The organism is Pseudomonas sp. Lb2C2, assembly GCF_052112205.1.
Taxonomy (GTDB): Bacteria; Pseudomonadota; Gammaproteobacteria; order Pseudomonadales; family Pseudomonadaceae; genus Aquipseudomonas; species Aquipseudomonas kilonensis.
The window spans coordinates 592,512-605,867 of the sequence record NZ_JAUTYW010000001.1 but is presented as its reverse complement, the minus strand read 5'-3'; the positions used below and the strand labels follow the sequence as shown (position 1 = coordinate 605,867).

At 62.2% G+C, this 13,356-nt stretch carries 10 protein-coding genes; 4 read left to right on the top strand and 6 right to left on the bottom strand.

Annotation, left to right across the window (positions count from 1 at the left end):
- Positions 1-39 precede the first annotated feature (39 nt).
- The 4 genes from Q7F16_RS02560 to Q7F16_RS02545 form a co-directional block, all read right to left on the bottom strand.
- Positions 40-1,401 (bottom strand): DUF1329 domain-containing protein, encoded by a 1,362-nt coding sequence (locus Q7F16_RS02560; protein WP_409555562.1) that lies wholly within the window; start codon positions 1,399-1,401, stop codon positions 40-42.
- A gap of 15 nt (positions 1,402-1,416) precedes the next feature.
- Complete coding sequence (locus Q7F16_RS02555; RefSeq protein ID WP_079303415.1) at positions 1,417-3,066, bottom strand: DUF1302 domain-containing protein; 1,650 nt, start codon at positions 3,064-3,066, stop codon at positions 1,417-1,419.
- An 89-nt stretch (positions 3,067-3,155) separates the two neighbouring features.
- Positions 3,156-3,923: a coniferyl-alcohol dehydrogenase gene (locus Q7F16_RS02550; protein ID WP_409555561.1), complete on the bottom strand. Its 768-nt coding sequence runs from the start codon at positions 3,921-3,923 to the stop codon at positions 3,156-3,158.
- Between the two features lie 69 nt (positions 3,924-3,992).
- The gene (locus Q7F16_RS02545) at positions 3,993-5,465 is read right to left on the bottom strand and encodes a benzaldehyde dehydrogenase (protein ID WP_409555560.1); all 1,473 of its coding nucleotides are present in this window, start codon (positions 5,463-5,465) and stop codon (positions 3,993-3,995) included.
- A 284-nt stretch (positions 5,466-5,749) separates the two neighbouring features.
- Here Q7F16_RS02545 and Q7F16_RS02540 point away from each other — a divergent pair, with 284 nt between their 5' ends.
- A complete protein-coding gene (locus tag Q7F16_RS02540; RefSeq protein WP_046062365.1) occupies positions 5,750-7,525 on the top strand; it encodes a sigma-54-dependent Fis family transcriptional regulator in 1,776 nt (591 codons plus the stop codon).
- A gap of 257 nt (positions 7,526-7,782) precedes the next feature.
- Here Q7F16_RS02540 and Q7F16_RS02535 read toward each other — a convergent pair whose 3' ends face one another.
- Positions 7,783-8,685, bottom strand: a complete 903-nt coding sequence (locus Q7F16_RS02535; RefSeq protein ID WP_409555559.1) for an AraC family transcriptional regulator — start codon at positions 8,683-8,685, stop codon at positions 7,783-7,785.
- 273 nt (positions 8,686-8,958) lie between these two features.
- Here Q7F16_RS02535 and Q7F16_RS02530 point away from each other — a divergent pair, with 273 nt between their 5' ends.
- From Q7F16_RS02530 to Q7F16_RS02520, 3 genes are all read left to right on the top strand, one after another.
- Complete coding sequence (locus Q7F16_RS02530; RefSeq protein WP_409555558.1) at positions 8,959-10,272, top strand: ABC transporter substrate-binding protein; 1,314 nt, start codon at positions 8,959-8,961, stop codon at positions 10,270-10,272.
- 159 nt (positions 10,273-10,431) lie between these two features.
- The gene (locus Q7F16_RS02525) at positions 10,432-11,205 is read left to right on the top strand and encodes an L-iditol 2-dehydrogenase (RefSeq protein WP_046062362.1); all 774 of its coding nucleotides are present in this window, start codon (positions 10,432-10,434) and stop codon (positions 11,203-11,205) included.
- Between the two features lie 194 nt (positions 11,206-11,399).
- Positions 11,400-12,251, top strand: coding sequence for a CAP domain-containing protein (locus Q7F16_RS02520; protein WP_046062361.1), 852 nt, complete (start codon positions 11,400-11,402; stop codon positions 12,249-12,251).
- A 130-nt stretch (positions 12,252-12,381) separates the two neighbouring features.
- Here the strand turns inward: Q7F16_RS02520 and Q7F16_RS02515 are convergent, their stop codons facing one another.
- The gene (locus tag Q7F16_RS02515) at positions 12,382-13,266 is read right to left on the bottom strand and encodes a LysR family transcriptional regulator (protein ID WP_082097922.1); all 885 of its coding nucleotides are present in this window, start codon (positions 13,264-13,266) and stop codon (positions 12,382-12,384) included.
- Between the last annotated feature and the right edge of the window lie 90 nt (positions 13,267-13,356).

Below are 13,356 nucleotides of genomic sequence, written 5' to 3'. Positions count from 1 at the left end.
ACCGCGACGAACCGCCTCCTCGCCACGGCCGCCACTGGTTCAACGCATGTTTTCGTTGGCCATGGCATCCGGCGTGTAATAGGACGCCGAAGGTCTCGCGATCTTCTGGTACTGCACCGCCAGGTCATTGCTCGATGCGTTGAGGAAGTAGGCCCCGGTGTCGAGGTTGTAGCTGCCCCACATGACCTGTGCGGTGAGGACCGGCATATCCGGCGCCAGCAGCGTCAGCGAATACATCTGCCGGCCGAGCTTGCCCTGGGCGTCATAACCGTCGGCCATCAGGATCTGCCAGGAGTCTTCGTCGAGGTAGTAGGTCCGACGCGGCACGACATGGCGCTTGCCGGATTTGAGCGTGGCCTCGACCACCCAGACCCGATGCTTCTCCCAACGCACCAGATCAGGATTGAGGAAGTTCGCCTTGACCAGGTCGTCGCTCTTGGCCAGCGCGGCGCGGTTATTGTTGTAGCCGACGATCAGCTCTTTCTTGCCCACCAGCTTGAGGTCATAGCGATCGGTAGGTCCGAACAGCATGAACGCTTCGTCGAACAGGCCGACGCCGGAGGTCACGAAGTCCGGCGTGTCATAGGCAATGTTCGGCGCCCGGCGAACCCGGCGCTGGCCGACCAGATACTGCCAGGCCGCCCGATTGGCCGGGTCCATGTCCCAATGGGTCATCAGGCCTTCGCCGGCCTTGGATGACGGCAACTCAGTCAACAGCTTGCCCACCTGGTACTTGCCCGCATAGTTTTCCAGGCTGCCGCCTTCGAAGTAGTAGGGAAACTGATAGGAGAACTGGGCCCGGGTCGCCTGGACTTTCTTGCCACCGGCGGTCATCAGCCAGGTATCGAAAGGCGCGCTGATGGTGTCGCCACCCTGCCAGGACAACCGGTAGTTCCACAGCACTTGGGCACCGTTTTCCGGGATTGGGAACGGGATACCACCATAGGCGTTGGAGACTTTCTCGCTGGCCACGTCCAGTGTGGCGCGGGTGGCGTTCTTGCTGGTGTTGTCATACACCCATTGTGGGGCGGCGGCCGAGCGATGGGTCGGGTACACGTCCAGGCGATAGTCCGGGTATTTCTTCAATAGCAGCTTGGTCCCTTCGGCCAATTCGCTGGCGTACTGCTCCATGTTGGAAGCTTTGATCGAATACAGCGGTTTCTCGCCGGCGAATGGATCGGGGCGCTTGTCACCCGGTTTATAGCCGGGTGTGACCTGGGTATAACCGCCCTGCCAAGCCGGGATACTGCCATCGGCATTGCCGGCACGCTCGCCACCCAAGGGGGTCAGATCGGTTTTCAAGCGCGCGGCCTGCTCAGGCGACACCGCTGCCTGCGCCAGCCCCATGCCAGCAAGGGCCAGGGTCAGGACGCAGGTGTTCAGGAATGTTGTGTTCTGCATGGCGAATCCACCTTATTAGAATGAGGTTTTCACGTAGAGCGAGACGAAGTCGCGGTCGGCCAACGACTGTCCGTAACTGAAATTACCGTCCTCGCGCAGCCCGGCTTTCGGTGCGCCGAAGAAGTTCACGTAATTGAGGCCGACATCCCAGCGTTGCAGATAGGTGGCTTTGAGCCCGACACTCCAGTCACCGGAATGGGTGTTGCCGAAGCCGGATTTATTGACCGCCGATGAACGCCCATCGAGCACTATCCCCATGCCGATCGGCACGGTCAGGTCGATTCCGTCGACAATCTGGAAGTACGCCGGCTCGATCAATACCCGCAGCGCCGTGGCATCGCGGGTGGTGTTGGAGTCCAGCGCGGCAGCGTTCTTGGTCACGCTCAGGGTGCGGTTCCAGGCCAGTTCGGCCAAGGCCGAGCCGCCGTCCCAGAACGCGGTGGGCGACAGCAGGTAGATCGCCGACAAGTTGGCGTGGGCGGTCTTGCCCCTGGCGAACAACTCATTGTCGCCACCATCGGCCGCCATGCCGGGGGTCACTACTTGCAGATTGCTCACCAGCGGCGCGTTCCAGCGCAGCGACGTTTCACCGGCAAAGTTGAACGGACCGTAGGCAGTGGAGAAACTGACGCCGGCGGTCTTGATGTCTTCGGCGTAGACCTGACGATAGGAACCCAGGATCGGCAAGCCGCTGGCCGCAGACGCCGGACCGTCCAGGTAGGCGTACAACCCGATCGGCGCTTTATCGTGATACTGGGCCGCGTAGAACCCCAGCTCCAGCTCAGTGCCGGTGGGTTTGTAGCGGATCTGCATGCCGCCCTGCCCCGAATTGCGCGGTTTCAAATCTCCGCCATTGACCGTGTCGTTGCCAAACACTTCGCGCAGTGGGCCACTGCCGTAACCGATGGCATCGACGTCGCTCAAGTAGCTGCCGGCGCCGGGCAGATTGGAACGTTCCCACTCAAACTGATAGTAAGCGCCCACCGACAGCTGCGGGTTGATCTGCAACTGCCCGGAGATCTGATTGACCGGGCGCAGAATCTCCTTGAATTGAGTCCCCGGTACGCTGAGCAACTTGACGACATCGGTCGGCCCCTGGGCATTGGCAATGCCGTTGCCACCGTAGAACAGGCTTTCCCCATAGATCAGGCTGTGTCGGCCCAGGCGCGCCACGCCCTGGGAATCTTCACCGAGGTCACCGCGCAAGAACACGAAGGCATCGAGAATTTCCGCGTCGCGACCATGGAGCTTGCGGGTTTCACTGAGGAAATGCGGTTGCTCGCTGCTGTCGGTGTCCTGGTTGTAGATATCGTCGTACCAGGCTGCGCCGCTCACGCGCAGACCATAGTTTTGCCGGCTCAGGTCCATTTCGGAAAACAGGTCCAGGCGGTTGGAGACCAGGCCACGGCTGAAATTCTTGTCACCCTGGCTCTGGATCGAGGGGTACAGGCCGTTGGCAGTTGGCGCGTTGACCAAGCGGCTGTCCTGTCCTTGCAGGCGCCAGGCCTGACTGTACTTGATGGTGTTGTCCCAGCGCAGTTTCCAGTCGGAGTCACCCAGGTCCATTTGCATGGCCTGGACCCTTTCGACCATCACACCGGTGCTGCATAACGCCAGGAACAGGGCGCAATGTTTGAAACCAAAGCAATCTTTGAGGTTATCCATGGACGCTTCTCGTTATTGTTATTTTTTGGCATGGCTTTGCAGCCAACACGCTCAGGTAGCGGCTTGCGCCGCCTTCTACGGCTGCGCATTCAGATGTAGGTGGAGGCCAAGCCACCATCGACCGGCAGGTTGACGCCGTTGATCCAGCGCGACTCGTCGGCACACAGGAAAGCGATCACTGCCGCCACCTCATCGGCGTAAGCGGGACGTTTCATGCGATGGGCATCGGCCTGGGTCCGGGCCTCGCCGAGCATGCTCACGAAGTCGTCGAGGATGGGCGTGAACACCGGGCCCGGGGCGACACTGTTCATGCGCACCGAATGCTCAAGGAACCAGGGTTGGGCCTGCAGGTAGGTCCAGACGATCAAGGCTTCCTTGAAGTACTGGTAGCAGGTCTGGTCCGGCACCGGGTGGTCGGCCAGCCAGGCTTGCGCGGCGGCAAAATCTTCGATGCGCGCCAGCGCCTTGTGCTGTTCAAGGCGCAACGGCCATTCGGCGCCGAGGATCGAGGCGATATTGACGATGCTGCCGCCAGCGTTGATGCGCGGCAGCAGCGCATGGCTCAAGTGGCGCAACCCAAGGTAGTTGACCCGCGCCAGCAGTTGCGGGTTGGCGGTGCCCGGCACCCCGGCAACATTGCACAGGCTGTCGATCCGCGCGGGCAGTTGCGGCAGCAACCGTTCGATGTTTTCGGCACTGCTCAAATCACCCTGCACAAAACCGTCCAGGGTCATGTGCGGCGCCTTGAGGTCCACGCCAATCACTTGGGCGCCATGGGCACGCAGCAGGCTCGCCGTGGCAGCACCAATGCCTGACGAGACACCGGTCACCAGCACAATCTTGTTGTCGAGTTTCATGTTGAGTCCTCTTATTATTTTTGTGTACTCGCAGGGCCCTCAGCTCATCGGGCCCTGTAAACCTGCCTGTCAGAACGGGTAGACCGGCGCCTGGTCCTTGACCGTCACCCACTGCCATTGCGTGTATTCGTCCCAGTCCGCCGGGCCACCGACGCTGCCGCCATTGCCCGAGGCGCCGCGCCCGCCGAACGGGTTGATGCACTCATCGGCGACGGTCTGGTCATTGATGTGCAACATGCCGCACTGCAACCGCTCACCGATAGCCATGGCCCGACCCACCGACGGCGAAATGATCGCCGCCGCCAAACCGTACTCGGTGCGGTTGGCCAACTCGACGGCTTCATCATCGGTAGCGAAGCTGACCACCGTTGCCACGGGCCCGAAGACCTCCTCGTCGAAGGCCCGCATGCCCGGTTTCACGCCGCTGAGCACGGTGGCCTGATAGAACAGCCGGTCGTGCTCGCCACCTGCCTCCAGCCTAGCCCCGGCGCGCACGGAGTCGCTGACGATGTCGTGCACCCGTTTGAGCTGGCGCTGATTGATCAGCGGCCCCAAAGCAGCTTCGCCCTGGGCGGCGTTGCCGACGGTCAAGGCCCGGGCTTTTTCCACCAGTTTGCGGGTCAGTTCTTCGGCGATGGATTCATGGGCGAGGATCAACCCGGTGGCCATGCAGATCTGCCCTTGATGCAGCCAGGCGCCCCAGGCCGCGTTCCGGGCCGCGAGGTCGAGGTCGGCGTCTTCAAGAATGATCAGTGGGTTCTTGCCGCCCAACTCCAGCGCGACCTTCTTCAGGTTGCGCCCGGCGACTTCAGCGACCTTGCGACCGGCGCCGGTGGAACCGGTGAAGGCGATCATGCGTACGTTAGGGTCGCGGCATAGCGCCTCACCGGCATCCGCCGCGCCGGGCAATACTTGCAACAGGCCCTTGGGCAGCCCCGCTACCTCGAATAACCGAGCGATCAGGAAACCGCCGCTCACTGGGGTCTGCGGATCCGGCTTGAGCACCACCGCATTGCCCGCCGCCAGGGCTGGCGCGACGGAGCGCATGGACAGCACCAGGGGAAAGTTGAAGGGCGAAATCACCCCGACCACGCCATGGGGTTGGCGCCGCGCATAAGACAGGCGCCCTGCCTCGCTGGGCAGGACCACCCCATGGGCCTGGGACAGCAGGCCAGCGGCCTGATGCAACAGCACGATGGCTTCGCGCACTTCATGTTGGCCCTTGAACAGCGCGGCGCCGGTCTCCCGGGCCACGTACAGCGCCAGTTCGTCGAAGGACTGCTCAGCCACGTCAGCGGCCTTGCGGAAGATCGCCGCGCGTTGCCGCGGGCCCAGCGCCGCCCACCCCGGCTGCGCCACGGCGGCGTCGCGGCTGGCCTTGGCAATGTCGGCGGAGTCGGCCGTGGCACAGCGCATCAGCCGCTCACCGGTGGCCGGTTCAATGATCGATTGCAGCGGACCCGAGGCAGGCACCCAGTCACCGTTGAAGACACATTCCGACTCGATCACCTGGGACAACAGGTGGCTTTTGGATGCAGACATTTAACACTCCCGGCTCTTTGTTGTTGTCATCGTTTGCCGCACCTGGAAGGTATCGACGCAAACGCCGTGCTAGTGCTTGAGCAAGCGCTGTGCCGGTTTTGCCTGCGGACCTTGATAAACCTGGCGCACGGCTCTGGATCAATGGTCTGCATCGAATACAAGGTTCATGGCGCCTCTGCCGACGTGGCCGTTGGCCAGCTGCCGCTTGTTCATTTGATAAAGTTATGCTTAATAACTATCTCGCCAGATGATCATTTCGATCACCCGCCATCAGGGGCATAACAATGAATAATCCCCACTGCCAGTTGCCGGATCACCGGATCGCCACCGAGCACTTCCGTCCACGGGGTGACAGCAACGAGCTGACCGACAGCAGTTCGCCCACGACGGCAGAACTCACCGCGTGCCTGTTTTTCTCCCCCGACGACGGCCGTATCTGGCTCAACGACCAGCGCATGTTGCTGCTGCACAGTTCATCCTTCGGTGCGTTGCGCCGGGAAATCATCGAACGCCAGGGGCTGGAGCAGGCCCGTGGCATGCTCACCCGCACCGGCTATTCCTCCGGTGCCCGCGATGCTCGGCTGATTCGCGAGCGCTGGCCCCACGCCGACGCCGCGGCGGTGTTTCGCGCCGGCACGCATTTGCACACCCTCGAAGGCATGACCAAGGTCGAGCCGCTGCATTTCAAGTTCGATGCCGACTCCGGGTTCTATGAAGGGGAGTTTCTCTGGCACCACTCCTGTGAGGCCGACGAGCATGTCGCCGCCTATGGCACCGGGCAGGACCCGGTGTGCTGGACCGAACTGGGCTACGCCATCGGTTTCGTCAGCGGGCTGTTCGGGCAATTGGTGATCTTCCGCGAAGTGGAATGCCGAGGCATGGGGCACGAACGCTGCCGTGTCGTCGGCAAGACCGCCGAGCAATGGGGAGACATTGAGCAGGACCTGAATTACCTCAACGCCTCACCGCCGACGGTCGTTCCGCGCGCCGACACCCAAGCCGACAGTGTGGCCGGAACCGCCCCGCTACCGGACAGCGAACAACCGCTGATTGGTGCCAGCGCGGCCTTCAACGCCGCGACCCAGGCCTTGCAACGGGTGGCCTTGACGCCCGCCACCGTGCTGGTCAGCGGCGAATCCGGCGTCGGCAAGGAGATGTTCGCCCGCCAGTTGCACCAATTGAGTCGCCGACGCGATGGTCCGTTCATCGCCCTCAACTGCGCGGCCATCCCCGACAACCTGATCGAGGCCGAACTGTTTGGCGTCGAACGCGGTGCCTATACCGGGGCCACCCATTCACGCCCCGGGCGTTTCGAGCGCGCCCATGGCGGCACGTTGTTCCTGGACGAGATCACCTGCCTGAGCCTGGCCGGGCAAAGCAAGTTGCTGCGCGCCTTGCAGGAACGGGAAATCGAACGGGTCGGTGGCGGCCACGGCATCAAGGTCGATGTGCGGGTCGTGGCGGCCACCAACATCGACCTGCGCAAAGCCGTGGCGGACGGCGCATTCCGTGAAGACCTGTTCTACCGGCTCAACGTCTACCCCATCGCCCTGCCGCCCTTGCGCGAGCGTCGCGATGACATACCGTTGCTGATCAATGCCTTCCTCAAGCGCTTTTGCCAGGAATACGGCCGCACCCCGATGGGCCTGACCATGCGCGCGTTGAAGGTCCTGCTGCGGTATGACTTTCCGGGCAACGTGCGGGAATTGCAGAACCTCATCGAGCGCGGCCTGATCGCCAGCGAAGAAGGCCAGGCGATTGACCTGGTCCACCTGTTTCGCAATGAGCACCTGCCGGTGGACGCGTATTCCGTGGACCTGCACGGCGGTCTCTCGCCGATGGGCATGGCCGCCAACGACGCTGCGGAAAAACCGGCCCTGCTGCAGTCCCTCAGCCAGTTGGACTCGGATTTCTCCATTGACGGCCTGGAGTCACGACTGATCAACGAAGCCCTGCAACTGAGCAGCGGCAACCTGGCAGCGGCCGCACGCTCACTGGGGCTGAGCCGGGCACAGTTTGCGTATCGGTTGAAGAAGCATCAACGGGGTGTCCCGGACTAACCCCCGAACCTGGGGTCACCACAAATCCCCTGTGGGAGCGAGCTTGCTCGCGATGGCGGTGGATCAGCTGACATTGATGTTGGCTGTGCTGACGCCATCGCGAGCAGGCTCGCTCCCACACTGGTTTCTGGGTGACTGCAAGGTCTGTGTCCGACACAAATCCCCCTGTGGGAGCGAGCCTGTTCGCGATGGCGGTGGATCGTGCTCGTCGCTGGCTGTCCCGTCGAGGCCTCGGCGGGCTCACATGACCGTCTCCATCAAGCAGGGGAAAAGGCGCCCCGCCGGTACTCGCTGGGGGTCTGGTTCATCTCTATCCGAAAATGCCGGTTGAAGTTGGACAGGTTGTTGTAGCCCACTTCAAAACAGATATCGGTCACCGGCATTTCACTCTGTAACAGCAAGCGACAGGCACGCTGGATCCGCAGCTTGCGCATCAGGTCAATGAAGCCGTGCCCGGTGATGCGCTTGAAGAATCGCGAGAAACCCGGCTCGCTCATGTCCAATTGACGAGCGATCACCGACAGGCGCAGGTCGCCGGTGAGTTCGGCTTGCAGGTATTCGAAGGCTTTATGGATGCGCTCGGAGCTGCGCGCATCGAGGGTCGGCGCGTAGCAAGGGCTCGCCAGGCTCAAGGCCTCGTCATCAGGGGCTTGGTTAAGGGTGTGCAGCAGTTCCAGGAACAGCGCCAACCGCGCCAGTCCCTGGGCCGGGCCGATGGCTTCCAGCAGCTGCGCGGCCTGCCGCGCGGTGTCGCCGCCGAAGGCCAGGCCGCGACGGGCGCGTTCGAATAGGCCCTGCAGATCCCCCAGTTCGGGCAGGGTTCGGCGCAAGGTCAGCAGCGTGGCACCATCGAATTGCAAGACCACGTCGCGCCCGGGCAGGTGCTCGCCCGGTGCCAGGTCGCCCATCCAATCGTGGGGCAAGTCCGGGCCAATCATCGCTACATGGCCAGGGCCAAACGGGCCGATGTAGTCGCCCGCCAGCAGTTTGCCGCTGCCCTGGCGGATCAGGTGGATTTCAAATTCAGGGTGATGGTTCCAGCGCGCCATCGGGTACGGGTAGTCATGTTCGTACCAGCGAAAACTATGCTCGGGCTCAGGCAGGATGACTTCCAGTTCGGCTGGTCGCTGCTCGAACAGGGGCGTTCGGTGATCAGGCATGTCGCGCCTCTTTTATCGTTATAGCGGGCACCTTACGCCGAGTGCGCAGCGGTTCGCCAGCCTCGGCCTGACCGGCCACCGATACTTTTTTAACCCGCACCTGCCGCACTCGAGGGCGTTAAAAAAGTATCAACACACGATCCTCCCTGCGTTTGTCGGTCTCCACGTGCACTGCTGTAATCGGCTTGCCATTGGCGACAAACCGCTCAGACCGACGCCACGGCCCCCACAACAATAATAATTCTGCGCCCAGGCGCAGCTCTGGAGAAGCTCATGAAAACAGTGCCCAAGGCGCTTGTCATGTTCGCGGGATTGTCGTTTGCCCTGGCCGGACAGGCCGCCGAGACCCTCACCATCGCCACGGTGAACAACGCCGACATGATCCGCATGCAAAAACTCTCGAAAACCTTCGAGAGCGAGCACCCGGACATCACGCTGAACTGGGTGGTACTCGAAGAAAATGTCCTGCGCCAGCGCCTGACCACCGACATCGCAACCCAGGGCGGGCAGTTCGACGTGCTGACCATCGGTACCTACGAAACCCCGCTGTGGGGGGCCAAGCACTGGCTCGAACCGATGACCAACCTGCCTGCCGAGTATGACCTGGAGGACATTTTCCCTGCCGTTCGCCAAGGCCTCTCGGTCAACGACACGCTCTACGCCCTGCCCTTTTACGGCGAAAGCACCGTCACTTATTACCGCACGGACCTGTTCAAACAGGCCGGCCTGAGCATGCCCGAGCAACCGACCTGGAGCCAGCTTGGTGAATTCGCTGCCAAATTGCACCAACCTGACCAGGGCCAGTACGGCCTGTGCCTGCGGGGAAAGGCCGGTTGGGGCGAGAACATGGCGCTGCTCAGTACCCTGGCCAACACCTTCGGCGCCCGTTGGTTCGATGAGCAATGGAAACCGCAGTTCGACAGCCCGCAATGGAAGGCCGCCGCGCAGTTCTACGTCGATACGCTGAAAAAATACGGCCCACCGGGCCTGACCAGCAACGGGTTCAACGAAACCCTGGCGCTGTTCAACAGCGGTAAATGTGCGATCTGGGTTGATGCCAGCGTCGCCGGCTCCTTCATCACCGACACCAGCCAAAGCAAGGTCGCTGACCGTGTGGGTTTCGCTGCCGCCCCCATCGAAGTGACCCATAAAGGTGCTTCCTGGCTGTATGCCTGGTCACTGGCGATTCCCACCAGCTCCCGGCACAAGGACGCCGCCAAGGCGTTCGTGGCCTGGGCCACGTCCAAGGACTACATCCAGTTGGTCGCCAAGCAGGACGGCATCAGCAATGTCCCGCCCGGCACGCGCATGTCCACCTACAGCGACGCCTACCTGAACGCCGCACCGTTCGCCCGGATCACCTTGAAAATGATGCAGAACGCCGATCCGACCCACCCCACCGCCGAACCGGTGCCGTACGTGGGCATCCAGTACGTGACGATTCCAGAGTTCCAAGCCATCGGTACGTCCGTCGGCAAGCTGTTTACCGCCGCCCTCACCGGACAGATCACGGTGGAACAGGCACTGGCCTCGGCGCAATCGAGTACCGAGCGGGAGATGAAGCGGGCCGGGTATCCCAAGAAGTAACGATTGGCACCCACCCCTTGGCCAGAAGGTTTACCCCTCTGTGGGAGCAAAGCTTGCTCGCGATACAGGCACCTCGATTTCTGAGAGACCGCATTTGCTTCATCGCGGGCAAGCCTTGCTCCCACAGGATTTTTTTCGTACTTCGAAAAGGACAACCCCATGAAACGACTGGAAGGAAAAAGTGCCCTGGTGACCGGCGCCGCCCGTGGTATCGGCAGGACGTTCGCCCAGGCCTATCTCAACGAGGGCGCCACAGTGGCGATCGCCGATATCGACCTGGAGCGGGCGCAGGCCACCGCCGCCGAACTGGGCGACAGCGCCTACGCAGTCAAAATGGACGTGACGGACCAGGCTTCGATCGACCAGGCCATCGAGGTCGTGGTGGCCCGGGTGGGCAAGCTGGATATCCTGATCAACAACGCCGCGCTGTTCGACCTGGCGCCCATCGTGGAAATCACCCGCCAGAGCTACGAGCGGCTGTTTTCCATCAACGTCGCCGGCACGCTGTTCACCCTGCAAGCGGCGGCGCGGCAGATGATCCGCCAGGGCCATGGCGGCCGGATCATCAACATGGCCAGCCAGGCCGGTCGGCGTGGCGAAGCGCTGGTCGGTGTCTATTGCGCCACCAAGGCAGCGGTGATCAGCCTGACCCAGTCCGCCGGGCTGGATCTGATCAAGCATCGGATCAACGTCAACGCCATCGCCCCCGGCGTGGTGGATGGCGAGCATTGGGATGGTGTGGATGCGCTGTTCGCCCGCCACGAAAACCTGCCGCTGGGGGAAAAGAAGCGCCAGGTCGGGCAGCAGGTGCCCTATGGCCGGATGGGCACCGCGGAGGACCTCACCGGCATGGCGATTTTCCTGGCCTCGGCGGAGAGCGAGTACGTGGTGGCGCAGACCTATAACGTTGATGGGGGGAACTGGATGAGCTGATAATCTGGGTTTTTATGGCCTTGAAACGACGGAAATGGACTTATTCGCCTGAAAGTTGATCCCACTATTTGAGGATTATCCCGAACGCTACCCAACGGTGCCGTTCCAAGGGATTTCAAGAGAGCGTGAATACCGTTGCCCCAGCGGGGCAAAAATTGCGCATCATAGGCGCCGTCCGCTCAAGGGAGATTTACATGCGTGCCATTTCATCCGTCGTGGGTCTTGTCGTGCTGTCGCTGGGCATGGTGTTCGCCACCAGTGCCGCGGCCACCGAAGAGACGCAACTGGTCGAGTCCATCAATCTTTACCGCAGCCAGTCCCAAAGCTGCGCCGGCCAGGCCTCGCTGGAGTTGCCACCGCTGGCGATGGATTCCCGGCTGATCCTGTCGGCCAATGGCATCGGCGACCTGCAGCAGGCGCTGGCGCGGGCGGCCTATCCAATGGTCAACGTGCAGGCCATCAGCCTCTCCGGGCCGCGTGATGCGCAATCGGCCATGAAAGCCGTCCAGGAAAGCTTCTGCCAGGTGGTGCTCGACCCGCAGTTCGTCGACATCGGCGTCAGCCGCCTGGACCGCGAATGGCGCATCGTGCTGGCGCGCCCACTGTTGTCGGCGCGCCTGGGTGATTGGCAAGCCGAGGGCCAGAAGCTGCTGAAGCTGATCAACAGTGCCCGCACCCAGCCGCGTCGCTGTGGCACCGAAACCTTCGCCGCCACCACGCCGCTGGCCTGGAACGCCACCTTGGCCCTGGCCGCCGTGACTCACACCCGGGCCATGGCCAACAACAACTTTTTCGACCACAAGGACCGCGATAACCGCATGCCGGGCGACCGCGCCGAACTGGCCGGCTATCTGGGCCAATTGATCGGCGAGAACATTGCCGCAGGGCAGGACACCGCGCTCAAGGTGGTGGATGGCTGGCTGGCCAGCCCGGGGCACTGCGCCAACCTGATGAACCCGCAGTTTCGCGAATTGGGCGCCGGGTATGCGACCGATCCCAAAAGCGATGCAGGGATCTATTGGACGGCGATGTTTGGCACTCAATAGCGCGTGGCCGGGCCATCGCTATCGCGAGCAAGCTCGCTCCCACAGGGGCTTCTTTGGCCGCGGAATCTGCGTCAGGCACGAACCTCCTGTGGGAGCGAGCTTGCTCGCGATAGCCATTGCTCGATCAACCTCAGTGTCCGTGGCTGAGCAGTACCTGCCGCAAGTGCTGCATGAACTGGCTCAACGAAGGTGATTGGGCCAGCGGCTTGCGTTGCAACAAGCCGATCGAGCGTTTCGCCGGCTGGTCGATGGCGGTCACAGCACACTGCTCACCGATGTTGAACACCGCCGTGCAGCTGGCCGGCAACAGAGAAAATCCCAACCCTTCGCGCACCAGGGCCGTGGCCGTGCTCATGTGCGCCACTTCCCAGGCCGGCACAGGATCGACGTTCAAATAGCGCAACGCAGCGTCTGCCAGGGGCCGGATGCTGGTGTCAGGCGTGAGGGCAATATAGGGTTGCCGCTTCCAGTCGTCCTGGCCGTCACGCTGCGGGTCCTTGTAGCTCAGCAACACCAGATTGTCGTCCAACAGGCGCACAAAGCTCAGTCCGGACAGATCGTCAGGCAACGAACTGATGCCGGCGTCCACCTCTCCCCGCTGCACCCAGCCCATGATTTCCCCGGCGCGGCCGTCCAGCAAGCTCACCGTCACACCAGGGTTTTCACGCTGGAAAGCAGCAATGGCGAGCGGCAGGAACGACGCGGCAGCAGTGGGCAAGGCTGCCAATCGGAGCGTGCCACGGCTCAGGCTCAGGGTGTCGCGAGCATCGCGCACGGCGTCGTTCATGTCCCGCAGCATGCGCCGGGCCTGGGGCAAGAAGTGCTCACCGGCGGGCGTCAGCTCGACGCTGCGGGTGTTACGCGCGAGCAACTGCAACCCCATGCTCTCTTCCAGTTTACGGACGCTATAGCTAAGCGCTGGCTGGGACAGGTGCAACTGTTCGGCCGTGCGGGTAAAGCTCGAAGTCTCGGCAATAAGGATGAAGGCACGAAGCTGACGAAAAGAAACGTTCATGACCAACTCATAAAATTAATGAATCAATTGATTCTATCTTTAAAATTCACAGAATAATCCAGTCTCTCCACTATGGGGCCACCCTTCAAT

Excerpts from the sequence above, each read along its gene's own strand:
- Q7F16_RS02560 (WP_409555562.1), bottom strand. The coding sequence starts at position 1,401 with ATGCAGAACACAACATTCCTGAACACCTGCGTCCTGACCCTGGCCCTT.
- Q7F16_RS02545 (WP_409555560.1), bottom strand. The coding sequence starts at position 5,465 with ATGTCTGCATCCAAAAGCCACCTGTTGTCCCAGGTGATCGAGTCGGAA.
- Q7F16_RS02520 (WP_046062361.1), top strand. The coding sequence starts at position 11,400 with ATGCGTGCCATTTCATCCGTCGTGGGTCTTGTCGTGCTGTCGCTGGGC.
- Q7F16_RS02555 (WP_079303415.1), bottom strand. The coding sequence starts at position 3,066 with ATGGATAACCTCAAAGATTGCTTTGGTTTCAAACATTGCGCCCTGTTC.
- Q7F16_RS02535 (WP_409555559.1), bottom strand. The coding sequence starts at position 8,685 with ATGCCTGATCACCGAACGCCCCTGTTCGAGCAGCGACCAGCCGAACTG.
- Q7F16_RS02530 (WP_409555558.1), top strand. The coding sequence starts at position 8,959 with ATGAAAACAGTGCCCAAGGCGCTTGTCATGTTCGCGGGATTGTCGTTT.
- Q7F16_RS02550 (WP_409555561.1), bottom strand. The coding sequence starts at position 3,923 with ATGAAACTCGACAACAAGATTGTGCTGGTGACCGGTGTCTCGTCAGGC.
- Q7F16_RS02515 (WP_082097922.1), bottom strand. The coding sequence starts at position 13,266 with ATGAACGTTTCTTTTCGTCAGCTTCGTGCCTTCATCCTTATTGCCGAG.
- Q7F16_RS02540 (WP_046062365.1), top strand. The coding sequence starts at position 5,750 with ATGAATAATCCCCACTGCCAGTTGCCGGATCACCGGATCGCCACCGAG.
- Q7F16_RS02525 (WP_046062362.1), top strand. The coding sequence starts at position 10,432 with ATGAAACGACTGGAAGGAAAAAGTGCCCTGGTGACCGGCGCCGCCCGT.